This is a genomic window from Candidiatus Paracoxiella cheracis (genome assembly GCF_049348705.1).
Taxonomy (GTDB): Bacteria; Pseudomonadota; Gammaproteobacteria; order Coxiellales; family Coxiellaceae; genus Paracoxiella; species Paracoxiella cheracis.
Genome location: NZ_CP186485.1, coordinates 1,194,443 through 1,219,243, shown reverse-complemented (window position 1 = coordinate 1,219,243; position 24,801 = coordinate 1,194,443). Strand labels below are relative to the sequence as shown.

Annotated in this window: 25 protein-coding genes, 1 tRNA gene and 2 pseudogenes; 16 read left to right on the top strand and 12 right to left on the bottom strand. The window is 41.1% G+C overall.

Annotation, left to right across the window (positions count from 1 at the left end; all coding sequences use genetic code 11):
• The first annotated feature begins 546 nt into the window (after positions 1–546).
• The 6 genes and pseudogenes from ACJMKR_RS06320 to ACJMKR_RS06295 all read left to right on the top strand — a co-directional run bounded on the left by ACJMKR_RS06320 (position 547) and on the right by ACJMKR_RS06295 (position 5,789).
• Positions 547–1,440, top strand: a complete 894-nt coding sequence (locus tag ACJMKR_RS06320; RefSeq protein WP_423062349.1) for a LysR family transcriptional regulator — start codon at positions 547–549, stop codon at positions 1,438–1,440.
• An 88-nt stretch (positions 1,441–1,528) separates the two neighbouring features.
• The gene (locus ACJMKR_RS06315; protein ID WP_423062348.1) at positions 1,529–2,398 is read left to right on the top strand and encodes an MBL fold metallo-hydrolase; all 870 of its coding nucleotides are present in this window, start codon (positions 1,529–1,531) and stop codon (positions 2,396–2,398) included.
• 71 nt (positions 2,399–2,469) lie between these two features.
• Positions 2,470–3,544, top strand: a pseudogene (locus ACJMKR_RS06310) (IS3 family transposase).
• 63 nt (positions 3,545–3,607) lie between these two features.
• Positions 3,608–3,835, top strand: a complete 228-nt coding sequence (locus ACJMKR_RS06305; RefSeq protein WP_423062347.1) for a hypothetical protein — start codon at positions 3,608–3,610, stop codon at positions 3,833–3,835.
• A gap of 72 nt (positions 3,836–3,907) precedes the next feature.
• The gene (locus tag ACJMKR_RS06300; protein ID WP_423062346.1) at positions 3,908–4,972 is read left to right on the top strand and encodes an alkyl sulfatase dimerization domain-containing protein; all 1,065 of its coding nucleotides are present in this window, start codon (positions 3,908–3,910) and stop codon (positions 4,970–4,972) included.
• 109 nt (positions 4,973–5,081) lie between these two features.
• Positions 5,082–5,789, top strand: a complete 708-nt coding sequence (locus ACJMKR_RS06295; RefSeq protein ID WP_423062345.1) for a carbonic anhydrase family protein — start codon at positions 5,082–5,084, stop codon at positions 5,787–5,789.
• On the opposite strand, the gene ACJMKR_RS06290 is transcribed toward ACJMKR_RS06295, so the two are convergent.
• The 7 genes from ACJMKR_RS06290 to cyoA form a co-directional block, all read right to left on the bottom strand.
• Positions 5,779–6,591 (bottom strand): helix-turn-helix transcriptional regulator, encoded by an 813-nt coding sequence (locus ACJMKR_RS06290; protein ID WP_423062344.1) that lies wholly within the window; start codon positions 6,589–6,591, stop codon positions 5,779–5,781. The two genes, ACJMKR_RS06295 and ACJMKR_RS06290, sit on opposite strands and share 11 nt — an antisense overlap.
• 10 nt (positions 6,592–6,601) lie before the next feature.
• On the bottom strand, positions 6,602–7,396 hold the full coding sequence (locus ACJMKR_RS06285) for a helix-turn-helix transcriptional regulator (protein WP_423062343.1): 795 nt from the start codon (positions 7,394–7,396) through the stop codon (positions 6,602–6,604).
• Between the two features lie 425 nt (positions 7,397–7,821).
• Complete coding sequence (gene cyoE / locus ACJMKR_RS06280) at positions 7,822–8,661, bottom strand: heme o synthase (RefSeq protein ID WP_423062342.1); 840 nt, start codon at positions 8,659–8,661, stop codon at positions 7,822–7,824.
• Between the two features lie 80 nt (positions 8,662–8,741).
• On the bottom strand, positions 8,742–9,083 hold the full coding sequence (gene cyoD, locus ACJMKR_RS06275) for a cytochrome o ubiquinol oxidase subunit IV (protein WP_423062341.1): 342 nt from the start codon (positions 9,081–9,083) through the stop codon (positions 8,742–8,744).
• Positions 9,083–9,694, bottom strand: coding sequence for a cytochrome o ubiquinol oxidase subunit III (gene cyoC / locus ACJMKR_RS06270; RefSeq protein WP_423062340.1), 612 nt, complete (start codon positions 9,692–9,694; stop codon positions 9,083–9,085). Before cyoC ends, cyoD begins: the two co-directional genes overlap by 1 nt.
• A complete protein-coding gene (cyoB, locus tag ACJMKR_RS06265) occupies positions 9,691–11,736 on the bottom strand; it encodes a cytochrome o ubiquinol oxidase subunit I (RefSeq protein WP_423062339.1) in 2,046 nt (681 codons plus the stop codon). Before cyoB ends, cyoC begins: the two co-directional genes overlap by 4 nt.
• Positions 11,737–11,745: 9 nt before the next feature.
• Positions 11,746–12,600 (bottom strand): ubiquinol oxidase subunit II, encoded by an 855-nt coding sequence (gene cyoA / locus ACJMKR_RS06260; protein ID WP_423062338.1) that lies wholly within the window; start codon positions 12,598–12,600, stop codon positions 11,746–11,748.
• 320 nt (positions 12,601–12,920) lie between these two features.
• On the opposite strand from cyoA, the gene ACJMKR_RS06255 reads away from it, so the two are divergent.
• The 10 genes from ACJMKR_RS06255 (at position 12,921) to ACJMKR_RS06210 (ending at position 22,467) form a co-directional block, all read left to right on the top strand.
• On the top strand, positions 12,921–14,171 hold the full coding sequence (locus ACJMKR_RS06255; RefSeq protein ID WP_423062337.1) for a lipoprotein-releasing ABC transporter permease subunit: 1,251 nt from the start codon (positions 12,921–12,923) through the stop codon (positions 14,169–14,171).
• A complete protein-coding gene (lolD, locus tag ACJMKR_RS06250; RefSeq protein WP_423062336.1) occupies positions 14,164–14,850 on the top strand; it encodes a lipoprotein-releasing ABC transporter ATP-binding protein LolD in 687 nt (228 codons plus the stop codon). The genes ACJMKR_RS06255 and lolD overlap by 8 nt, the downstream gene beginning before the upstream one ends.
• A 16-nt stretch (positions 14,851–14,866) precedes the next feature.
• Positions 14,867–16,150: a ribosome rescue GTPase HflX gene (gene hflX / locus ACJMKR_RS06245; RefSeq protein ID WP_423064202.1), complete on the top strand. Its 1,284-nt coding sequence runs from the start codon at positions 14,867–14,869 to the stop codon at positions 16,148–16,150.
• An 81-nt stretch (positions 16,151–16,231) separates the two neighbouring features.
• On the top strand, positions 16,232–17,524 hold the full coding sequence (locus tag ACJMKR_RS06240) for an adenylosuccinate synthase (RefSeq protein ID WP_423062335.1): 1,293 nt from the start codon (positions 16,232–16,234) through the stop codon (positions 17,522–17,524).
• Positions 17,525–17,533: 9 nt separating this feature from the next.
• A complete protein-coding gene (locus tag ACJMKR_RS06235) occupies positions 17,534–18,010 on the top strand; it encodes a cytochrome b (RefSeq protein ID WP_423062334.1) in 477 nt (158 codons plus the stop codon).
• A 391-nt stretch (positions 18,011–18,401) separates the two neighbouring features.
• Positions 18,402–20,066 (top strand): acetolactate synthase AlsS, encoded by a 1,665-nt coding sequence (gene alsS, locus ACJMKR_RS06230; protein WP_423062333.1) that lies wholly within the window; start codon positions 18,402–18,404, stop codon positions 20,064–20,066.
• Positions 20,067–20,311: 245 nt separating this feature from the next.
• Entirely contained in the window at positions 20,312–20,452 is a 141-nt protein-coding gene (locus ACJMKR_RS06225; protein WP_423062332.1) for a hypothetical protein, read from the top strand.
• A 72-nt stretch (positions 20,453–20,524) separates the two neighbouring features.
• Entirely contained in the window at positions 20,525–20,881 is a 357-nt protein-coding gene (locus ACJMKR_RS06220) for a hypothetical protein (RefSeq protein WP_423062331.1), read from the top strand.
• Positions 20,882–20,977: 96 nt separating this feature from the next.
• Complete coding sequence (locus tag ACJMKR_RS06215) at positions 20,978–21,871, top strand: IS982 family transposase (RefSeq protein ID WP_423062298.1); 894 nt, start codon at positions 20,978–20,980, stop codon at positions 21,869–21,871.
• Positions 21,872–22,092: 221 nt separating this feature from the next.
• A complete protein-coding gene (locus ACJMKR_RS06210; RefSeq protein ID WP_423062330.1) occupies positions 22,093–22,467 on the top strand; it encodes a carboxymuconolactone decarboxylase family protein in 375 nt (124 codons plus the stop codon).
• On the opposite strand, the gene def is transcribed toward ACJMKR_RS06210, so the two are convergent.
• The 5 genes and pseudogenes from def to ACJMKR_RS06185 form a co-directional block, all read right to left on the bottom strand.
• The gene (def, locus tag ACJMKR_RS06205; RefSeq protein WP_423064201.1) at positions 22,464–22,976 is read right to left on the bottom strand and encodes a peptide deformylase; all 513 of its coding nucleotides are present in this window, start codon (positions 22,974–22,976) and stop codon (positions 22,464–22,466) included. The genes ACJMKR_RS06210 and def overlap by 4 nt on opposite strands.
• A gap of 35 nt (positions 22,977–23,011) precedes the next feature.
• Positions 23,012–23,095 (bottom strand) — tRNA-Leu (locus ACJMKR_RS06200).
• An 85-nt stretch (positions 23,096–23,180) separates the two neighbouring features.
• Complete coding sequence (ung, locus tag ACJMKR_RS06195) at positions 23,181–23,855, bottom strand: uracil-DNA glycosylase (protein WP_423062329.1); 675 nt, start codon at positions 23,853–23,855, stop codon at positions 23,181–23,183.
• Positions 23,856–23,882: 27 nt separating this feature from the next.
• Positions 23,883–24,149: an SPOR domain-containing protein gene (locus ACJMKR_RS06190; RefSeq protein WP_423064200.1), complete on the bottom strand. Its 267-nt coding sequence runs from the start codon at positions 24,147–24,149 to the stop codon at positions 23,883–23,885.
• A 23-nt stretch (positions 24,150–24,172) separates the two neighbouring features.
• Positions 24,173–24,695: pseudogene (locus tag ACJMKR_RS06185) on the bottom strand (septal ring lytic transglycosylase RlpA family protein); the annotation flags it as partial.
• Positions 24,696–24,801: the final 106 nt, after the last annotated feature.

Here is a 24,801-nt window from a genome sequence, read left to right as displayed (position 1 = left end):
CGGCTATTTAAGTTGTCGCGTATTGCGAGTCGATTATTGACAGGGATGGCAATAATCTATCACGAGCATCGCGACACGCTTGGTAAAACTATTCCAAGCGTGTCGGCAGATGAATTGAATAAGGCGCACAGTAATCACGACACGCAACTGGTAGAGGAGTAATTAGAATCCGATCTATCGGACAGAAAATATGTCCGATAAATCTCAACTGTCAGATCAAGTCGAGAGTTCTACAGCTAAGTTGCCTACAAATATTAGCAAGCATGCAAATACCAGTGTATAGCCCGCGACTATCCATTGTAGATTTGATAGGGTGCTGTCAAAGGCGTGTTGGATGCTGGGTAGAGCGACATTGACAATGGTGGCATCAAGAATCACCATGAAGAAGCTTAAACATAGCCCCAATAAAGACAATTTTTTATATTTATTAATCACTTATGATTTTTCCCGCGTTGCTTTTAACTGATGGTTCACAATTATATCTGTTTCTTTTTTTGACGAATATTGCTAGAATGGGTAACAATTGTTTCATTTTGGTTAACAGAAATGTCAGATTTAGATCGATTCGAATTATTTACTTATGTCGCCCAATTGGGAGGTATTACTCAGGCGGCTAAAAAACTGCGGTTGACCAAGGCGTCTTTGAGTAAGCAGATTAAACGACTCGAGGTACAGTTACAGACACAGTTATTTGACCGGCATAAACGAGCGTTACAATTAACGCCTCAAGGGGAAGCACTATTAGAACAGTGTTTACGTCTAAAGCGAGAATTGGATGACACGAGATCGATATGCCAGCAATTTAACCAAGAGCCTCAAGGGCGCTTGCATGTGGTTTGTTTTAATTATTTCGCACGTAAGCTTATTTTTCCTCGACTAAAGGATTTTTTAAAACGATATCCTAAAATAAATATGACTATCGATTTGACCGAGCGAGTTCCTGATTTTTACGAAGAGCAAATAGACATAGCGGTAGGTTTTTCACTACCCGTACCAAATCCTGGCGAAGTTATCCAGAAAAGAATGGCAACGACGCGCTATATTTTATGTGCATCACCTCATTATTTTAAAGAAATGGGAAAACCTAAAAAATTAGATGATTTGCAACAGCATCGTTACATTGTCCATACTAGCAGAAGCATAGATCAGGTCATTAAATTGAAGCCAGGTTATCAGATTCACTTGGAGCCTTATCTAGTAATTAATAGTGTATCTGCCATGATCGATTGTGCAAAAGAAGGTCTAGGGCTAGTGCAGTTACCTTTATATGTGTTAGAAGATAGTTTCAAGCAGGGAGCATTGCTGGAAGTGTTACCCGATTATCAGGCTAGTCATGCAAGTGTTTATTACCATTACCCTAAACGTCGCTTTGTGCAACCCAAAGTAAGAGCCTTTATTGATTACTTTTTAGAGACGGAGGAGAGTTCTAAAAGAATATAAGCATTCGATTATACCCTTTATTATAGAGCTATATTCTAGTATAGTTAGAAAAAAAGTAGTTATTCAGAGTAACTTTAGGAGCGCCACCATGACAAGGAAGATCACTATCTCGCTATGCACGTTAACAATGTCCTTAATAAGCTTTTTTATGATACCAGCCTATGCTGTAGACTCACCAAAAGATGCAACGGCAACGACAATCTCAAAAAACCAAGCCCTTCTCACTACATTGCCTTTTAACGATACGCAATCTTTTAAAAATGCGGAACGTGGGTTCATTGCACCTTTGCCCAATAATGGTGTGATAAAAAATGCAAAAGGACAAACGATCTGGGATTTAAGCAAGTTTTCTTTCATTCAAAAAGGTGCTAAATCACCTGATACTGTCAATCCGAGTTTGTGGCGACAATCGCAACTCGTAGTAATGGCGGGGTTATACAAGGTGACAGACAATATTGATCAGGTACGTTCGGCTGATTTATCCAATATTACCTTTATTGAAGGGAACAATGGAATTGTTATTGTTGATCCTCTCATTTCTACTGAGACAGCTCAAGCGGCCTTAAATCTATATTATCAACACCGACCCAAAAAACCGATCGTTGCAGTGATATATACGCACAGTCATGTTGATCACTATGGTGGCGTGCGAGGAGTTATTAATGAGAAAGATGTGAAAGATGGCAAAGTAGAAATAGTTGCTCCAGAGGGATTTATGAAGAATGCCGTTGCAGAAAATGTCCTGGCAGGAAATGCGATGAGTCGGCGAGCAAGTTATATGTATGGTAATTTGTTACCTCCTTCCGTAAAGGGGCAGGTAGGGGCTGGACTTGGTGTGACGACTTCTACTGGTACAGTTTCGTTGATTCCACCCACGAAAATTATTAATAAGAACCAACAAACCTTAACATTGGCGGGCTTGAAATTTATTTTTTATTTAGCCCCCGATTCTGAGTGACCTTTCCCCCAAACTTAACACCATGACATGGATGAGATTTCCAATTATTCTACGACCGAGGAGATCTCAACATGAAAAAACGTTATACAGAAGAACAAATCATTAAAGCGATCAAAGAGCATGAAAGTGGCGCTAAGGTGGAAGACCTGTGCCGTCGCTTAGGCATATCTGGCGGTACTTTTTACAATTGGCGTAGCAAGTATGCTGGCCTAGAGGTTAACGAAGCTAAGCGCCTGCGAGAGCTGGAGTCCGAGAACAATAAGTTAAAAAAGCTGCTGGCTGAAAAGATGTTAGAAAATGAAGCGCTCAAGGATGTTGTTTCAAAAAAGTGGTAACGCCTGCTAGCAAGAAGCAGGTTGTTTGTCACTTAATGAGCGCCTTTAAGCTGAGTGAACGAATGGCCTGCAAGCTAGTCGGGCTAAGTCGAACGGCTTACCGTTACGGACCAAAAAGCGACGAGACGAGTTGATTAGAGCTCGATTAAAAGAATTGGCAGCTCAGTATTCTCGGTATGGTTATTTAATGCTTCACAGCCTCTTAAAAGCAGAGGGGCTTGTCATGAATAAGAAAAAAACCTACCGGATTTACAAAGAAGAAAAGCTCCAGGTGCGTACAAAAAAGCGTAAAAAAATACAGCGACTACGATTAGTGATGTCATCACCGACTCAGAGAAATGAGCGTTGGTCGATGGATTTTGTTTACGATCAGCTGGCCAATGGAAGGCGTTTTCGTGTGCTAAACATTATCGATGATTTTAATCGTGAACTTATTGGCCAGCTAACAGCATTTTCTATATCAGGACGTCAGGTGGCACGCTTCCTAGCAGAGCTTAGTGAGCAACGCAGGCTGCCAAAACAAATTGTTTGTGATAATGGTACAGAGTTTACAAGCAAAGCAATGTTCTTTTGGTCCAGGGAAAACAAAACCAAGCTTGCTTTCATTCAACCTGGAAAGCCAACTCAGAATGCGTTTGTTGAAAGCTTAAATGGCAAGTTCCGCAACGAATGTTTAAATCAACACTGGTTTCGTTCAATTGAAGAAGCCCGACATGAAATCAACCAATGGAGAAAGCACTACAATACTAAAAGACCACACAGTTCATTAAATTATATGCCGCCTATTGAATTTGCGAAACAGGCTGCTTAACATGAATATCTCATCGGTGTCCTGGTACTAGTTTAGGGGGAAGGTCATGAGGCACCGTCTAAAATGTTTTTTTATATTCCACAATATCATGCGCTTTGCACTGCAGAGGATGCTACACATACCTTGCATAATGTTTATTCTTTGAGGGGTGCAAAAATTCGTGATGCATTGGCATGGTCAAAATATTTAAACGAGACCATTTATTTATGGGGCAACCAAGCGTGTCGCGATGCTCGTGATAGATTATTGCCATCCCTGTCAATAATCGACTCGCAATACGCGACAACTTAAATAGCCGCGGACGTCCTCGTCGCCCGCGCTCCGCGACCTCACGGCTCGACTACGCACGGGCTCTCAAATGACTTGACGGCTCGTAAAGATTTTTTGCAGTCGCTTACGCTCGGCAAAAAATCCGAGCCTACCGCGGAATACGCGCCTTCGCTTCGCTCTCCATGGCGCGCATCGGATGCAAAAGTATTGTTTGCTCCACATCATTGGCCTGTATGGGGAACGGAAAATATTATTCATCACTTAAAAATGCAGCGCGATCTGTACCGATTTATAAACGATCAAACACTTCGTTTAGCAAATCATGGCTATACGATGACGCAGATCGCTGAAATAATTAAGTTACCTAAAGCACTTAGCAATTATTGGTCTAATCATGGATATTATGGAACTCTAAATCACGACGTTAAGGCGACTTATGTCAAATACTTAGGATATTTTGATGGTAATCCTGCTACGTTGCATGAGTTGCCTCCTGTTGAGGCGAGTAAATATTATGTAGAGTATATGGGTGGCGCAGATGCTATTTTAAAAAGAGCCCGTGAAGATTATAAAAAAGGGCATTATCGTTGGGTCGCTCAAGTGCTTAATCATGTTGTTTTTGCTGATCCTAATAATCAAGCGGCCCGTAATCTTGAGGCGGATGCATTGGAGCAATTAGGTTATCAAGCAGAATCGGGCCCTTGGCGTAACTTTTATTTAAGTGGCGCAAAAGAATTATTACGCGAAGGTGTAAAAAAATTAAGTACTCCAGATACAGCAAGTCCAGATACTATACGTGCGATGAGTCTCGATTTATTATTTGATTATCTGGGTGTTCGCTTAAATAGTAATAAAGCAGATAACCAAAAAATTATTTTGAACCTTGTGTTTCCTGATACGCATCAAAAATACATTTTAGAGCTAGAAAATGGCTCTTTAAATCATATTGCAAATGTTCAGGCAAAAGATGCCGATGCAACGATTACACTAAATCGTGAGACACTTAATCAAATTTTATTGAAACAAAAAACCTTACAGCAAGAAATTGATAGTGGCAATATAAAGATTCAGGGAAGTGAAGACAAGCTGATAACTTTACTAAATATGCTGGATAACTTTCCTTTTTGGTTTAACATCGTTACACCGAATAAAGTATGATTATTTTTGTATTCCGAGATGCGTTCAGATAGAGGTGGGAAAGGTTGCGAGAAGGCATGTGTCGATGCTATTCTAGCGTAATTCTATTTACTAAAGGGAGTAATTTAATATGAAAGGATTCAATCTACTATTATCGGCTTTAATTCCTGCAGCGTTGGTTTATAGCTCAGCAAGTTTAGCAGTTTCGGAAGCACCTCTTATCACAGCATCTATCCAAAAAGAGTTAACGCCTGATCAAATGTTGAATCGTCTGATTGATGGCAATAAACGGTTTATTAAGCATCAGCGCTTACCCACTGACTTGATTAAAAAAGCTGGGTTATCGGCTAAGGGCCAATATCCGGGCGCCATTGTTTTAAGCTGTATCGATTCTCGCATTCCGCCGGAGATTGTCTTTGATCAAAACGTTGGTAATATTTTTGTGACGCGAATTGCAGCAAATGTTTTTGATAGTGACGTTCTGGGTGGCATGGAATTTTCAACCAAAGTGGCCGGGGCAAAGTTAATCGTTGTTATGGGGCATGATGCTTGTGGAGCTGTACGCGGTGCTTGTCAAGATGTGAAACTTGGTCATTTGACAGCATTACTCGCCAAGGTCCAACCAGCGATTGTGCAAGCGACGAAGACTCTAGGAAAAAAAGATTGTAATAGTGAGAAATTTATCGATACGGCTGCAGCAGATAACGTGCGTAATGTTGTCAAAATGATTCCAAAAGAAAGCCCTGTAATACGTGAATTAATCCAAGAAGGAAAATTGAAGATTGTAGGCGCCATGTATGATTTACAAACGGGTAAGGTAGTATTCTTTAATCATTAATTATAATGAAATTATTCTTTATTAAATAGTAAATAACATGGTATTTGTTATTACAGCGGAATCTTTTTATTAAAGATTCAAAATGGTGCTCTACAGTTCTTTTTGAGATGTTAAGTATCTCAGCAATTTCTTTACTTGTTTTGCCATCGATGGTCATAAAAATAATTTCTTTTTGACGATTCGTTAATTTTATTCGAGTATGAAAGTTGCTAAGTTTTGTGGCAAAATCATTTTTCAAATTTGTATTTACTCGCCTGCCTGATTCATTAGGGTAGAGTGCTGTTGGTTTGATAGAGTTGTAGAAAAAACCATCTTGTTCCAGTTTTTCATGAAAAAAAGTAGTGAAATTTTCAATAAGAAATTTATTGTTAATGTATACGTTATTAAAGCTTTTATTATTTATTTTTGTAGCAAATATACTATATCTAACTGCGGACTGACCATTTACTTTCGCAGAGGTAGCATTGATTAAAATATGATGATATCCATGCTTTGATATGATTCGATATGCTGCTTCAGTATTTTCTAGAAGTGTGGGCATATAATCTAACAGGTATAATCCTTTTGTATCGATATGATTTTGTAAATTCTTTATTGACATTTTCGCTAAGTCTGTTACAGATGCTTTTAAATCGTGCAAAACATCTAGATCAGAATTTAAAACGCGAAATGTATCATCTTCGTATAGCTCTATAAAAGAAAGGTAATCAATTCCTAACGAATCCTTTATAGCTTTACAATATTGAGTGCGAACCTTATCAATATAAGGTTCCATGAATTTTTGTTTTTTTTCTGAAGACATCTTAACCACTTCATATTTGAACAATGTTTTTCTTAATTAAATAATATATAAGTTGATGTTTGTTCTTACACATCATTTTTTTCTTTAAATTATCAATATGTGCTTCTACGGTTTTAGCCGTAATTCCTATGATCTTACCGATTTCCTCACTAGTTTTACCTTGCGTAGTAAGTTGAATAATTTCTCGATGTCGTTTGCTTAACGTAATCACTTTATTATGCCAGGGAATTTCATCAGCTAAATTCTGGCTGGTGTGCAGGTTATTAGAATTTTCTTGCTCGCCTGATGCGTTTTCATCAACTAACTTATATTTATTGAAATGTTGATGTTGCTGCACTTGTTGAAATAATAGCTCTGTATAAAAATATCGAATAAAGTTCTCTAAAACATCAGAATTATTTAAATAAACATTATTGTAAGTTGGATCCTCATGTTTTGAAGAAAATCCAATGATTCGTATGAATGCATCTTGGCTTAAGTTATTTTTGCTTGCATACAGCAAATTACGTTTGTGTTCATGTTTGCTTAATATGGACATGTATTCAGAAGTAGAAAGAAAATCAGGCATGCTGTCGATAATATAAAAGCCGTTTGTTTGTAAGCGTGCAAGGTTTTGCTTAGTTATATTTAGTACATTATTGTTTAACTCAAAACACAAAGACGTATTGGTATTGATAATTTTATATCTACCGTCTTTATATATTTCCATGTAATAAAACAAATTTAAATCAAGCGATTTAAAAAGAGGTTTACTCATCTCATTACATTTTTGCGAGAAAGATAGTTTTGTTACTAAGTCATTCATATTGGACTTTCTATACTAAATTAAATTTAACGACCGCAACCTTATCTGGGCACTTTTCTGAATTACAGAGCCTCTCTTGTGTAAGGTAGTTACGTTTCCAGTGTCCTAATGCCTAATTATGAAAGCCTACCATGGCGGTAAGTATTTATACGTAAGTCCGTAATTCTATGTCAAGCTGAAAGGGTAGTCAACTATTGAGTCAAGAATATATTTGAACTAAACAGTTACTTATAATTTTTTTCTAAATTCTTTTTGAAGTGCTGTAAAATAAGGCAGTATTTGAAACTGTACAGCGTTACAGCATAACGCCAAACATATTATTTAGCGCGCTCGAAATGTACTTTGAACTAATCGAATAGCATTTCAATTGCGAGGTAGGGGTTACTGTTTTTTTGAGCCTGAGCGCCATGGAGGTGCGAGGGGTGTTAACTCACCGACATCATCACGCTGAGTAAGGTAATATTGAGAATGGAAATGGTGAACATCCTGCGAGACCACTGGACATTATTATCTGTCGAAAATCCTTTTAACGCGAAATAGAGCCAAACGAGTCCAACACACAGTGCCACAGCAAAATAAATAAACCCAGTATAGCCAAATAAAGTGGGTAGCAGGGCAGCAAGTGCAAATGCCATCACATATAAAAACATGCTAATTTTAGTTGATTGAATATTTTTAATGATAGGAAATACAGGAATACCCGCAGCTAAATAATCTTTATATCGGTAAATGTTGATAGCATACGAGTGGGGTATTTGCCAACAAAAGAGAATGGAAAATACAATTGCCGCACCGAAATCAAAACGATTGGTAACGGCGCAATAACCAGCAACAGGTGGCACAGCACCAGCAATTGCACCGATTAACGTGCCGTAAATGGATTTTCGTTTTGACCATAAGCTGTAGACAACAACGTAAATAAACATCCCGGTGATTGCGATGAGGGTGGTGAGCAGATTGGTGCCGAAGAAAAATAGCAGCAGTCCCGCAATGCCGAGTAGAGAGGCATATAATAGAGCTACTTTACCTGAAATAAGTCCTTTGACTAAAACGCGTTCTTTCGTTCGTTCCATGAGTTGGTCGATGTCGCGATCGATATAATTATTGAATACACAACCCGAGGCAATAACGAGTGTCATGGCAATCAGAGTCACAAAAAAAAGTTGGATATTGACGTGTCCGTGCGAAGCAAGAAAAAAACCGCCAGAAAGTGTAATGAGATTACCCATTATGATCCCAGGCTTCGTGACAGTAATAAATTTCACTTAAAGACACCTCGTGAATAGGTTTCGGGTTACAGATTTTTAGTCTTACGCGAAACCTAGAAACTACTCGTGAGTTAACCTTAATGCATCATGTTGTAGTTTAGATTTATCATAATCCACAGTGAGCCAACTACGAGAATTGCAATAATGACGATCGTAAAGATGAATGGCATTAAGTTCCATCGACCTTTTTCACTGGAATTTAAGCGTAAAAAACAGATCACTTGTGCAATGAGCTGAAAGATCGCGAGTACCGCTATGGAAATATAAATATAGACGGTAGGCAGTAAATGTTTGCCCACCAATGCAAAAGAACCCAAAGTTAAGAGCAATGATAAGCTTAAACCCACTAGATAAGATTTAAGTGTTTTGCGTCCTGTCCCGTATTTTGTAGCAACATGTGTGTCGATCATCTCAGACATTATAGTGCTCCCATTAAGTAGACGATGGTGAATACAAAGATCCACACGATATCAAGGAAGTGCCAGAATAAACCTAGATAGGTTAAGCGCTTGCCCATGAAAGGTGTGACATTGTATTTACAAAGTTGAAAAATCAGCGTGCCCATCCAAATTAAGCCAATGGTAACGTGGAGGCCGTGCGTCCCAACCAGTGTAAAGAAGGCAGAAAGAGCAGCGCTACTATGCCAGCTATGCCCATCTATATAGAGGTGAATGAACTCGTTAAGCTCAAGCCCAATGAAGACTGCACCGAATAGAAAAGTCACTACCAGCCAGCTAATCACCTGTCCGCGCTTGCCGCGATAGAGAGCCAACATCGCAAGGCCGTAAGTGAAGCTGCTAATTAACAGCGCGACCGTCTCAGTTAACACATAGGGCAGGCTAACTAATTGCTTAATACCAGGCTGACCAAATGTATTGTTGTGGAGTACCGCATAGGTTGCAAATAATGTCGCGAATAAAATGCAGTCCGTTAAGATATAAATCCAAAAACCAAATACATCGATGGCATCGCCGTCATGGTGTCCATCTACATCGTGATGGCTATCGTGAGTAGTAACGTCTGTTGTCATTGTTCTGTTGCCTCATCTAAATATCCAGGCTCCATAGCGCCGTGACTTGGAGCTGGTGGTGGTGTGTGTTTCATGCGTTCTGCTTCCATTCTGGCTACATCTTCTGCTTTTAGATAGTAATCAGTATTCATATTGAATGTGCGAGCCATCATCGTTGCGATCACACCAACAAGTCCCACGCCAATAAACAAATACATGTGCCAGACCATTGCGAAGCCAAAGATGGCAGCGAACATAGCAATAATAAAACCTGTTCCTGTATTCTTTGGCATGTGAATGTCTTTATATTTTGGTTTCTCAACGGCACCTTTTTGTAAACGCTCTTGCTTCATATCCCAAAAGGCATCGCGACTGCGAACAACTGGAGTCAGCGCAAAATTATAAAACTGTGGAGGTGAGGGGATCGACCATTCTAATGTACGACCATCCCACGGGTCTGCAACAGCCTTGTTTTCAGCGCGGTGTCTGATGCTCGAAATAATCATCGCGATTTGATACATAATGCCGATGAAAATCACGCCGGCGCCGATAGCTGCCACAACAAGATAGGGATGCCACGCAGTTGCGCTGTAATGATCTAGTCGTCGTGTCATGCCCATCAAACCCAATGCGTATAAGGGCATAAACGCGATATAAAACCCGACGATCCAATACCAAAAAGCACGTTTTCCGTATTTCTCGTTTAAGGTAAATCCGAATGTTTTCGGGAACCAATAATAAGCACCAGCGAAATAACCAAACAATACACCGCCGATAATCACATTGTGAAAGTGCGCTACTAAAAACACACTATTATGAAGTTGGAAATCAACAGGGGGTAAGGACATTAATACACCCGTCATACCGCCAATACTAAATGTGCTGATAAATCCAATTGTCCATAGCATGGGGATAGAGAATGTAACTCTGCCGCGAAACATCGTGAACAGCCAATTGAAAATTTTCACACCGGTTGGTATCGCGATGATCATCGTGGCGATGCCGAAAAATGCATTCACGTCAGCACCGGCACCCATCGTGAAAAAGTGGTGCAACCAGACGACAAACGAGAGAACCGTAATCGCCATCGTGGCATAAACCATCGTTGTGTAACCGAATAATCTTTTTTTACTGTAGGTGGCCACCACCTCGGAAAAAATACCGAATGCAGGCAAAATAAGAATATAAACTTCCGGATGACCCCAAGCCCAAATTAGATTGATATACATCATTGCGTTGCCGCCAAATCCGGCAGTGAAGAAGTGCATTCCAAAGAAGCGATCTAAAAACAGCATAGCTAATGTTGCTGTTAAGATTGGGAAAGCAAGAATGACGAGAATCATGGCAGCAAGAGCAGACCACGTAAACACCGGCATTTTCATGAGTGTCATGCCAGGGCAGCGCATTTTTAAAATGGTCACCAGGAAGTTGATGCCGGAGAGCAAACTGCCAATCCCTGCTATTTGGAGTGCCCAAATATAATAATCCACACCAACACCAGGGCTATAAATAATGCCCGAGAGGGGAGGGTAGGCTAACCAACCGGTTGCAGCGAACTTTCCGACGATCAAAGAAATGTTAACTAAACCAGCGCCAACAACCGTAAGCCACAAACTTAATGAATTTAAGTACGGGAAAGCAACGTCGCGTGCACCAATTTGTAACGGCACTGCTAAGTTTAATAGACCAAACATAAATGGCATCGCGACGAAGAAAATCATGATGACGCCGTGCGCTGTGAAAATTTGGTCGAAGTGTTCGGGTGGTAAATAACCCATGTGACTGCCATCGGCTAACGCCTGTTGCAAGCGCATCATGATGGCATCGGAAAAGCCACGCAACATCATGACGAAGGCGAGAATGATATACATAATACCGATTTTTTTATGATCGACAGTGGTGATCCACTCTCTCCATAAATAGCCCCATTTCCTGTAGTAAGTAATGGGCGCTAAAACAGCGAGGACACATAGTCCCATGAGGGCGCCAGCACCCATGATAATAGGATTGTGAAAAGGAATTTGATCAAGGGTTAAATTTCCAAATATTAATTTTTCAAGCATTGCATTTTCCTAATTGTTCTTCATGGCGGGCATATCGGCACCCATGTATTTCATCAGCACTATATTGAATAAATTTTTCGTCGGTGAAGAAAAATATTCAACTGGGTTGTTTTCACTCGGCTTCACTAAATTTGTGTAAGCTGCCATCGTTAATTTTTTAGGCGCTTGCTGTGTCATTTTAACCCATTCATCAAATTGTCTTCGTGATGTAGCTTTCACCGTAAATGTCATCGATGCAAAACCATTTCCACTGAAGTTTGTTGACAAACCTCTATAGGTGCCGGGTGTGTTTGCGTTCAAATATAAAGTTGTTCGCATGCCGGTCATTGCGTAAATTTGTCCAGCCAACTGTGGAATTTCTAGAGAGTTCATCGGTGCATCGGATGTGATATAAAATCTAACGGGCACATCTACTGGAATTTGGACATAGTTGATGGTAGCGAAGTGTTTATTAGGATAGATGAACAACCATTTCCAATCGAGGGCAATGGCTTGAATGGTGATGGGCTTTTCTTTTGAAGCTAAGGGTCGGTAAGGGTCTAAGCGGTGGGTCATGATCCAGGTGGCGGTTGCTAATACAATGATGATCGCGCAGGGAATAGACCACCAAACAATTTCCAGTAACACGCTATCAGCCCATTCGGGTGTATATTTTGCCTTGGTGTTGTTAGCACGATATCGCCAAGGAATGACGAAAGATAGAATAATGACGGGAATAACCACTAGTAACATGAGTATCGTGGCACCCACTAATAAATGCATTTCGCTTGCAGCGATCTGACCTTTTGGCTGTAAGATGGCCATCTTGCAGCCACTTAACAAAACAACTAATCCAGGTAAAAGAAAAAATCTTAACTTCTTCATAACGTTAGCATCTCTCCGGTCTTGAAGCGTGTTCCATATAAATTTTATTTTTTTATAGATATGTTTGAAATTATGTTTTTTTGAGTAAGCTGCAATAAATAAATTAGTTAATTCAAGAAAATTATTCATTTAATCAAACACATCCTGAAGGCGCTGGCGCGAAATGCCTAGATTATATATGAGACTTTTAAAAAAAGATAGATGAATTCAGGGGTAGTTTTGTGTGTGGGCTGCGAAATTTATTTTGATACGCTCGGCTAACAAATAATTGAAACTCATTCCACTGGTGCCTAATAAGCTTATCTTGTATAGTTCTTTTTATGTTTAGACCTTTATCGCTTTACATTGGCCTGCGATACACCCGCGCTAAGCGGCGCAACCACTTCATCTCATTTGTATCCCTAGTGTCGATGCTAGGCATTGCCCTTGGCGTCATGGCGATCATTACATCGTTGTCCGTGACGAATGGTTTCGACTATCAAATTCGCAATCAATTTTTTGCTATCGCACCAGAAGTAACAATTATGACCGGTCATGATATTACAAAGCTGTGGCCAAATTTGAGAAATCGCGTAAATAAGATCCCTCAAGTAATTGATTCAGCTCCTTATATAAGTGGTCAGGGTATGCTTAGCAATCAAGGCGTGATTAGTGGGGTTCAGGTTGTGGGGATTTTACCCGAGCAAGAGAACAAAATATCGCAGTTGGCAACTAAATTCGTAGCTGGCTCATTATCAAGCTTAACGTCGGGTTCCTACAACATGGTGATCGGTCAGAAGTTGGCGGATCGATTGGGTCTCGTGTTAGGAAGCAAAGTGATTTTGTTTACCCCACAGGCGACGACAACACCGGTTGGTGTGTTTCCGCAGTTACGACGCTTTACGATTAGCGGCATTTTTGCCACCAAAAGCGGTTTTGGTTTTGATACGGGTGTTGCGTACATCAATTTACAGGATGCGCATCGACTATTCCCAGGTTCGCAAGGCATTGGTGGGTTGCACATTAAAATTCAAAGCATTTACCAAGCGCAAACCGTATCCGATCAAATCCAAAGCATGTTGCCAAACGGTTACCTTGTGACAAATTGGACAGAACAATACGGCGCGTTCTTTCACGGTGTCGCGATGGAAAAAACAGTCGCGTTTTTTATAACGATTTTAATTGTGTTGGTCGCGGTCTTTAATTTGGTGTCGAGCTTGGTGATGGCGGTGAATGATAAGCGAGCCGATATCGCTATTTTGAGAACATTAGGCGCAAGCCCGAGAACGATCATGACGATTTTTATTATTCAAGGTGGAATTTTGGGCATAGTGGGAACCATTTTGGGTGTGGTTGCCGGGATTATTTTATCGTTAAGCGTAACGGATATTACCAATTGGGTGCAGCATTTATTTGGTGTGCAATTTATTAAAGCCTCCGTGTATTTTGTGGATTTTCTACCATCGCGCTTGCAATGGAGCGATGTGATTAATATCTCTATTATTGCTGTGGTGCTAAGTTTGTTAGCGACAATCTATCCAGCTATCTTAGCGTTTCGGACTCAACCGGCTGAGGCTTTGCGCTATGAATAATTCTCCTACTGTTTATTGTCAAAACCTGAGTAAAACATATGTCGAAGGTAGTTTAAATGTGCCGGTTTTTCGTGACTTAAATTTTTCTGTCTTGCCGGGCGAATTAGTTGCAATTATTGGTGCTTCGGGTTCTGGAAAATCAACGTTGTTGCAATTGCTGGGTGGGTTAGACAAACCAACGGCGGGCGAAGTCTTTGTGGTGGGGAAAAACTTAGGAAAACTCAGCGAAAAAGAAAAGGGATTTTTGCGCAATGAGCATTTAGGCTTTGTCTATCAATTTCACCATTTATTACCGGAATTCAACGCACTTGAAAATGTGTGTATTCCACTATTAATTCGTGGTGTTAAGCCTAAAAGCGCTAAACAAAAAGCCTTGAAATACATTGAGCAGGTTGGTTTATTGAATCGACAAAAACATCGTGTAGGTGAGTTGTCCGGTGGTGAGCGACAACGCATTGCTATTGCTCGCGCTTTGGTAACGGAACCCAAATGTGTGTTGGCCGATGAACCAACTGGCAATTTAGATGAAAAAACAGCGGAACAAATAGTAGAACTGCTATTGCAATTAAATAAGCGATTATCGACAAGTTTTGTAATTGTAACGCACAATCGTAAGTTAGCTAGCAAAATGGATCGAATTCTTAGCTTACAGAGCGGGAATTTAATTGTAGAAAAATAAGGTAGAGGATTGTTCACTGAAAACATCTAACCGTTATTTTATAGAGCGGCATGAAGGCGGCGAGCGCATAGTCTTGGTGCACATCGATTTTTATCAAAAAACACATCCAGAATCATTGTCTGAATTTCAGGAGTTGGCACATTCAGCAGGCGGTGAAGTATTGGCATTGATTACCGGTAAACGCACTGCACCTGAATCCAAATATTTTGTAGGCAAAGGTAAAGCTGAGGAAATTCAGGCAGCGGTCAGTGGTGTTAAAGCTGATTTAGTGCTGTTTAACCATGAGCTCTCGCCTGCGCAAGAACGTAATTTAGAAAAATTATTTCAATGTCGTGTGTTGGATCGCACCGGTTTAATTCTCGATATTTTTGCGCAACGCGCACGCACGTTCGAGGGAAAATTACAGGTAGAGCTTGCGCAATTAAAACATTTGAGTACGAGATTAGTGCGAGGATGGAGTCACTTAGAGCGTCAACGCGGTGGTATTGGTTTGCGAGGTCCGGGTGAAACCCAATTAGAAACTGACCGTCGATTATTGAATTTACGGATTAAAGCAATCAACAAACGCTTAGAAAAAGTAGCTCGTCAGCGTCATCAAAGTCGTCGTGCACGCCAGCGAGCTGCAATTCCGACGGTATCCTTGGTGGGTTATACCAACGCGGGGAAATCAACGTTCTTTAATCAATTAACAGAATCCGACGTTTATGCAGCCGATAAACTATTTGCAACGTTAGATCCTACGCTGCGACATATTGATTTACCCCAAGTTGGCAAAGTTATATTGGCGGATACAGTTGGATTTATTCGTGATTTGCCGCACGATTTAGTGGCAGCATTTCGTGCTACATTGGAGGAAACACGGCAAGCTGATTTATTGTTACATATTGTCGATTCGCAAGCGAATCACTGTGCAGACACCATTGATGAAGTTAATAAGGTTTTAAATGAGATAGGTGCTGAAGAAGTGCCGCAATTACTTATTTATAACAAGATTGATTTGCGTGACGATATTACACCACATATTGACCGCAACGCTGAAGGCGCTCCGCGTCGGGTATGGTTGTCAGCATTAACAAAAAAAGGCTTTGATTTATTTTATCAGGCAATTATTGAATTACTGGCTGATGTAATCATTGAGTGTGAGGTGCAGCTAACCCCGGAAGAAGGGCGACTGCGTGCCAAGCTTTATGATATGGGGGCTGTCATGAGTGAATCGACTACTGATGACGGAAATAGTATTATGCAGGTGAAAATGCAGCGTAAAGACTATCAACGGTTGATATCAACAGATCGAGAATAGAGTAGGCCAACTGCTTGCAGCGGTATCTAGAGCCTCGTAGAATAGTCTTTGCTAGACTGATCAGATAACGGAAGTAAATGAATGGGAAAAAATATTGTTGTCCTTGGCACCCAGTGGGGTGATGAGGGAAAAGGTAAAATCGTTGATTTATTAACAGACCGTGTGGCGGCTGTGGTGCGCTTTCAAGGTGGCCACAATGCCGGACACACTCTAATTATTCGCGGCAAAAAAACAATCTTGCGTTTAATCCCATCTGGCATTTTACGCGAAGGCGTGCTGTGTTTAATTGGCAATGGTGTTGTAGTTTCGCCAGAAGCTTTGCTCGGCGAAATCCAAGAATTGGAAGAGCAGGGTACAGCAGTGACGAAGCAACTACGAATTAGCTCGGCCTGTAATTTGTTATTACCTTATCATGTGGCATTGGATCAAGCGCGTGAAGCAGCGCTTGGTAAACAAGCGATTGGCACAACGGGTCGCGGCATTGGGCCTGCTTATGAAGATAAAGTGGCGCGTCGTGGTGTTCGCGCAATGGATTTATTTCACCCCGATTTTTTAGAAAAAAAATTAAAAAAACTAGCAGATTTTCACAATTTTCAATTAGAGCATTTTTATAAGCAAAAACCGATTCCACATTTGAAAGTCCTAGAAGAACTATTGCAAATGGCCGATAAAATAAAACCAATGATTGGTGATGTGTCGGCATTGTTAGGTAAACTGCGTCGTGAAGGCAAAAACATCATGTTTGAAGGCGCGCAAGGCTCTTTATTAGACGTGGATTTAGGCACTTATCCGTTTGTAACTTCTTCAAATACAACAGCGGGTGCAGCAGCAACAGGTACAGGTTTTGGGCCTTTATATTTAGATGGTGTTTTAGGCATAACGAAGGCCTATGTCACGCGCGTTGGGGCGGGGCCGTTTCCAACGGAATTAACCGACACGATCGGTGAAACCATGGCCAAGCGTGGCAAAGAGTTTGGCTCTGTGACCGGCAGGCCGCGACGCTGTGGTTGGTTTGATGTGATTGGCATGCGTTGGTCAATTCAATCAAACAGCTTAACTGGAATTGTATTAACAAAGTTAGATGTGCTCGATGAATTCGATAAAATTCGCATTTGTACCGGTTATCGTCTGGACGGTGAAATTTTGCATGAACCTCCATTCGACCAGGAAGCATTAGCAAGCTGTGAACCTGTTTATGAAGAATTACCGGGTTGGAAGTCTGAAACGTTTGGCATTACTGACATTAAAGATATGCCACAAAACGCTCGCAATTATATTGCTAGAATAGAAGAACTGACACAGGTGCCTGTTAAAATAGTGTCGACAGGACCCGAGCGCGATCAGACGATAATTTTAGAGGATCCCTTTATTTAAGGAAAAATAATGGCTTGTCGCAATACCCATGAACGTTATGGCAGTGTAACGAAGTTTTTTCATTGGTTGATATTCGTTTTATTTCTCATACAAATCATCGTGGGTGTTTCGATGAGCCGCATCGGCAATGAAATCATTCAAGGCCGTTTTTATACATTTCACAAATCGGTCGGACTTCTTATTTTATTCGTGATGATTTTATTTATTTTCTGGAGCTTGATTAATCCTAAACCGCATTGGTCAATCAGCATGACTAAGTGGGAGCGAGTCGCTGCCAAAACCGTTCATTTCGCATTGTATTTATTATTGTTTCTAATGCCGATCAGCGGCTGGCTTCTTTCTACAGCAGCAGGACATCCGCCGAATTTTTTCTGGCTTGTTGAAATTCCAATGCCAGGAATTGGAATAAATAAAGCCGTTGTTACAGCGGCAGCGAACATTCATTTAATCCTTGCCTGGGTCACAAGCGTGTCGCGATGCTCGTGATAGATTATTGCCATCCCTGTCAATAATCGACTCGCAATACGCGACAACTTAAATAACCGCGGACGTCCTCCTCACCCGCGCTCCGCGACCTCACGGCTCGACTACGCACGGGCTCTCAACTGACTCGACGCCTCGTAAAGATTTTTTGCAGTCGCTTACGCTCGGCAAAAAATCCCAGCCTGCCGCGGAATACGCCCCTTCGCTTCGCTCTCCATCGCGCGCATCGTTTGTATCCTCGTAGCAATTCATATCATAGCTGCATTTAAGCATCATTTGATTAATAAAGATAATATCTTAACGCGGATGTGGCCAGGAGTTTAGGGCCTGTTTACAATGTTATGCTTAAATTATACTATAATATAAGGACTCAACGAAAAGACAGGCTGTCAGCATGGCAGCGAAATCAAGCGGCGCGAAGCTCTTAGTCAATTGTCTTATCAATCACGGTGTAGAATATATCTTTGGCATCCCCGGTGCAAAAGTTGATGCAATTTTTAACGCATTGGTAGATGTTCGCGATAAAATCAAACTCATTGTGTGCCGTCACGAGCAAAATGCTGCGTTTATGGCAGGCATTTATGGGCGCTTAACCGGCAAACCAGGCGTTGTATTAGTGACATCGGGTCCTGGTGTTTCTAATTTAGCAACCGGATTGCTGACAGCGACCACAGAGGGAGATCCAATCGTCGCAATGGGCGCTAATGTGCCGCGTGCGATGCGTTTGAAAGAATCGCATCAAAGTACAGACAACGTCGCCTTAATGACGCCGGTGACTAAGCACAGTTCGGAAGTTGTGTTAGCCGAAAATATTCCCGAAGTTGTCGAAAATGCTTTTCGTATTGCCACAACGCCTCATTGTGGTGCAGTATTTATGAGTTTGCCACAAGACGTTCTAACGTGTGAAACAAAAGCATTTGCAACAAAAGCAGTCCCACCCGTTGAGTATGGGAGCGCACCCGAAACCAAAATCAAGCAAGCTGCCGCATTAATCAATCATGCTAAACAACCGGTATTTTTTTTAGGGCTAGAAGCGAGCAAACCTAAAAATACCGAAGCTATTCGCGCATTATTGAAGAAAACACCCATGCCTGTCGTCAGCACCTATCAGGCAGCGGGTGTGATTTCTCGTGATTTAGTGAAATATTTTGTTGGCCGTTTAGGGTTATTTAAAAATCAGCCTGGCGACAAATTATTAGACGTTGCTGATGTGGTAGTCACCGTGGGGTATAATCCTGTTGAATATGACCCGGAAACGTGGAATCGAAAATGCAATAAAACTATTATTGATATTGACACGAACCCCGCGAATATACACACAACCTATCAACCGAAAATCGAATTAGTGGGTGACATTGCTAAAAACCTCAATGCATTATCGACACATTTAGAAAAGCGTGACACATTAGCTCATGAAAAATTTGTTAAAAAATTACAGCAAGAACTACAGGATAAAATTGCAAGTGGTGCCAAATTTAATGGTAAACTGATTCATCCTTTACGCGTTATTCACGATTTAAATCAATGCAGTGACGATACTACTACTATTATCAGTGATGTGGGCACACATTATATGTGGTTGGCGCGTTACTTATTTTCCTATGAACCACATCATTTATTATTTAGTAACGGACAACAAACGCTCGGTGTGGCATTGCCTTGGGCGATTGCGACAACGTTGGTAAGGCCACATAAAAAAGTCATTTCAATTTCAGGTGATGGCGGTTTTTTATTTTCAGCAATGGAGTTAGAAACGGCGGTGCGTGAGAATTGCCATTTTGTGCATTGTGTTTGGGTGGATGGAAGCTATGACATGGTAGCCGAGCAAGAATTAATGAAATATAAAAGAACGAGCGGTGTTGATTTTGGTCCGGTAAATATCGTTGACTATGCGAAGAGTTTTGGCGCAAAGGGGTATGCGGTTAATCATTCGGATGCTTTGTTAGAAACCTTGCAAGAAGCCCTGAACGATGAGGGTCCTGTTTTAATTCAAATTCCGATTGATTACAGCGATAACTTAGAGCTCTTCAAATCTGCCTGTGACAATCTTGGTCATTAATAATAAAACTGTTATAATTTCGTAGTCATTCCAAGCAGCGCGAGGAATCTCAAACGTGTAGCACAGTGCTGTGGTTACGAGATCCCTCACTGTGTTCGGGATGACAAGTAATGGTGCTCCAGATCAGGAGAGCATTTTTTTGCAAAGAAGAGTAAGATGCTCAATGGAACTTAGGAGCGTCAGTTGTGCGGGAAGTTACTGTGAAAAATTAACGAGCCAGCGGAGTGTATAGATAATACATGAGCATGGCGAGGCTCATTTTTCGCAGTAAATTCCCCGCAAATGGTGCTCCAGATCACCACAAGGAGGTTCAAGCGTGTCGCGATGCTCGTGATAGATTATTGCCATCCCTGTCAATAATCGACTCGCAATACGCGACAACTTAAATAGCCGCGGACGTCCTCGTCGCCCGCGCTCCGCGACCTCACGGCTCGACTACGCACGGGCTCTCAAATGACTTGACGGCTCGTAAAGATTTTTTGCAGTCGCTTACGCTCGGCAAAAAATCCGAGCCTACCGCGGAATACGCGCCTTCGCTTCGCTCTCCATGGCGCGCATCGAATGATGAATATCCACCCCTTCGCATGGATAGTCCTTCGCATAGTATACGCATGGATGTATTTATATCCCTTAATTGCGTTATTCAAAAACTGGCAAGGGACTATCGATACGACCGCATTGCTTTTCAAGAAGCAGCCGAAAACATTTACGATCGCATCAGTGCTTGTAATGATTATCGGTGGGTTATCAATTTTACTCGGCATTTATGCACGCATTGGCGGTATTTTATTATTAATAACCTGAGTTCTGTATAAGAAAAGGAATAAGTGAATGAAATAATTGAAAAAAAGACCGGAACCGCTAAAATTTAGCTCCAAAATTACAGCTAAATAATGTAACAGGAGTTAATCATGTTGGCACCGGTCACGGAGATTTTTTGTGATATGGATGATTTTTGCAAGGATTATTTGAAAGGTCAATCAAAGTATTTGCTACCGAACCCAGACAGAAAACGAGATCGAGCGATGCAAATGAGCTTGTCTGAAATTGGCACCATCATTGTGTTGTTTCAAATGAGTCACTATCGCACATTTAAGGATTTTTATTGTGGATGTGTTTTACAAGACATGAAGAAGTATTTTCCTACGGCGCTGAGTTACACACGTTTTGTCGCCTGCCAATCAGCAGCGCTAATGATGCTCGCCGCCTATTTGCTTTCGAGAAAGGGCAAACACACGGGATTGTATTATATTGACTCAACTACACTACGCGTATGCCACAATAAACGAATTTATCGAAACAAGGTTTTCAAAGGCATTGCTAAACGCAGTAAAAGCACAATGGGCTGGGTTTACGGCTTTAAACTACATATTGTGATTAATCATCAAGGGGAATTAATCCGTTTTTGTTTAACGAAAGGGAACGTGGATGATCGCGCTGTTGTTAGAAAATTAATGGCTAATTTAAAGGGGTTGGGCGCTGGCGATAAAGGGTATCTTGGAAAAGATCTTGCGGACGATTTGGCAAAACACGATTTAAAATTTGTGACAAAAGTCCGTAAAAATATGAAGAACAAAATGCTTTCTGCATTTGAAAAGTTTTTCCTAAAACAACGTGGCATCGTAGAAACGATTATCGATCAGTTGAAAAACTTGTATCATGTTGAGCATTCGCGTCATCGTAGTCCGATTAATTTTTTAGTCAATACCCTTGCAGCGCTAATTGCCTATTCTTGGCGACCAAACAAACCAGGAATAAAAACCAACAATATAAAGAATAATTTATACGCAGTTATCCAGAACTGAGGTTATTAATATTTAATATAGGTGGCGCTTATATTCACTATCAATTAGCCAATCGCGCGAAAGAATTTTCGGCTGATGCGAGTAGCGCACTAGTGAATTTAGCAGTTCTTGGCAACGTATCATCGGCACAAAAAAACTTTGTATTAGCAGCCGTTGCTTTTTTCTTTATGTTGCAAGGGTCTGGTCCTTGGAGTATTGCGTCAATGTAAGGGAGTATTGTTATGACTGATGAAGTGCGTTATAAAAAAGGCATTGAAGAAATGCGGCGACATTTAGGGCCAAAGGCTGACCAATATGTTGAGGCAATTCGAGAAATCGCACCAAAATTTGCAACGGTGAATGTTGAGTTTGCTTTTGGTGATCTTTATGGCGATGAAACTCTCGATCAAAAAACACGTGAGCTTGCAACAGTCGCTGCATTAACCGTGCAAGGTTTTTCAATCCCACAGTTGAAAATTCATATCGATGCAGCGTTGCGATGTGGCGCCTCAAAGGCTGAAATTGTTGAAATCATTACGCAGATGATTGCGTATTGTGGCTTTCCTGCCGCGACAAACGCTATTATGGCTGCTAAAGAAGTTTTTGAGTCTTGCTAAAGTTCCCCATGACGACGCAGCTTTTCAATTTTTTTATCGATACGGCTACGCTTAAGAGGGGAAAGATGATCGAGAAAAATCACCCCGTCAAGATGATCTAACTCGTGTTGAATACACTTTGCCATAAAACCATCGGCTTCAAACTCGAGTGGCTTGCCATGCCGATCTTGCGCGCGGACTTTAATTTTTCCTGCTCGCGTTACTTTTTCATAAGTAGCACCACCCACAGACATGCAACCTTCTTCTTCCGTGCGTTCACCTTCGCGCTCAATAATTTTTGCATTGACTAAGCAGAGTGGTTCATCTTTATTAGTTGAAAAATCGATAACGGTGATATGCTTAGGATTTTTGATATCTAATTGCGTTGCAGCGAGGGCTGCACAATTTTCTTTGCTGTAATGAGTCTCAAACATATCATCGATGATCTTTTGAATTTCATCATCGAATGTTTCGACGGGTTGCGCTACGGTTTTTAAGCGCGGATTCGGATATTGTAAAATTTTTAAAATAGTCATAAAAATATAATCGTTAAAGGTACTCAATATGCCGAGAAGAGGACTCGAACCTCCACGGAGTTGCCCCCACAAGCATCTGAAGCTTGCGTGTCTACCAATTCCACCATCTCGGCGCAGCAACAAACTTTAGCGAGGCGGGCCGGAATTGTCAATTTAGAGATGGAGATCCGATGATCTCTTTTGAAAACAAGGCGTAAGTCAAAGCGACCAGTCTATTTCTTCGCGCCCCATCTGGCGTAGTAGCTCGTTGGCTTGCGAAAAATGCTTGCAGCCAAAAAAACCACGATTTGCAGATAAGGGTGAAGGGTGGGGTGCTTTTAAGATACGATGACGAAGCGAGTTAATTAATATCGATTTTTGCTGCGCATAAGCGCCCCACAATAGAAATACGATTTCATTCGGGTTTTCATTCAAACTCGAAATCACCGCATCGGTAAATTGATGCCAACCAATATTGGCATGTGATTGCGGCTTGCCATCTTCAACGGATAATGCTGCATTTAATAATAACACACCTTGTTTTGCCCATTTTTCTAAGCAGCCTGTTTGGGGCATGGGAATCCCGACATCGCTTTGCAACTCTTTAAAAATATTCTGTAACGATGGTGGAAAGGGAACTCCGGGTTGCACAGAAAAGGCGAGGCCATGTGCTTGGCCAGGACCGTGATAAGGATCTTGACCCAAGATAACCACTTTCACATTTTCATACGGTGTGAACTTCAACGCATTAAACATGTCTTTGTGTGGAGGGTAAATTTTCTTACCTGCGGCGCGTTCTTTTTTTACGAAGTCTAAAATGGCCTTAAAATACGGTTTTTGTTTTTCTTCACCAAGGACATCTTTCCAAGTTATTGTCTCTGTCATGCTCGTCATTTTCCCTTTTCTCTCCTACTAAATAAACTAACCTATAACAGTAATGGCTTCTCCAAAGCCGAGTCTTCTTAATTCTGATTGTAAATGATCTGATTCACCAACACCGAGCAGTGGGCCAATTCGTACACGATAGATGGGGAGATGTTTCAACAAGCCTTTATTGATGATTACCTGTTTATTGATATAAGCTTCAACGCGTCCTTTTAATACTTCTGCATGCGCGAGTTCACGAAAGGCACCTAGCTGTAAATAGAGTTGGGGATGATGCGGTACAGGTACATTTGATACAGTCATAAATTGATGTCTATTGTAGTTATTAACATCGATCGCTGTCACTTGCACCATGGCTGTTCCTCTATTTATGTAGCCTAATTTTTTAGCCGCAACATAAGATAAATCAATAATGCGATTAGGGGCAAAAGGACCGCGATCATTTATTTTTACAATGATGGATCGGCCATTTTCTAAGTTGGTGACACGCACGAAACAAGGAATCGGTAACACGGGACTCGCGCCGGTCATTGCTAGCATGTTATAAGGATGACGAGTCGATGTTAATTTTCCGTTGAATTTTGTGCCATACCAAGAAGCGATTCCGCGTTTACTGTATCCTTCTGAAGTTGCTAGCACATAATAACGTTTTCCATTAACAACATAAGATGAAGGGTTGCCGTAACGACTTTTGGGTAAATGTTTTGGCACGGCATTAGGAATTTTACTGGCATCTACATAAAAGTGAGGTGGACCATCATGGACACGTGTAGCACATCCACTTAACCAGAGTAGTGAAAATATACACGCTAAAAATGCAATAAATCGAATCGAGAAATTTTTCCGCATGTCAGTTTCGTGTCCTTGTTTAGATCTATCTTAACGGAATAGAGTTAGTTAGGGAATCCCAAATGCAGATTTCGGGCGAGGATTTTAAATTAGCATTTTGCTAATT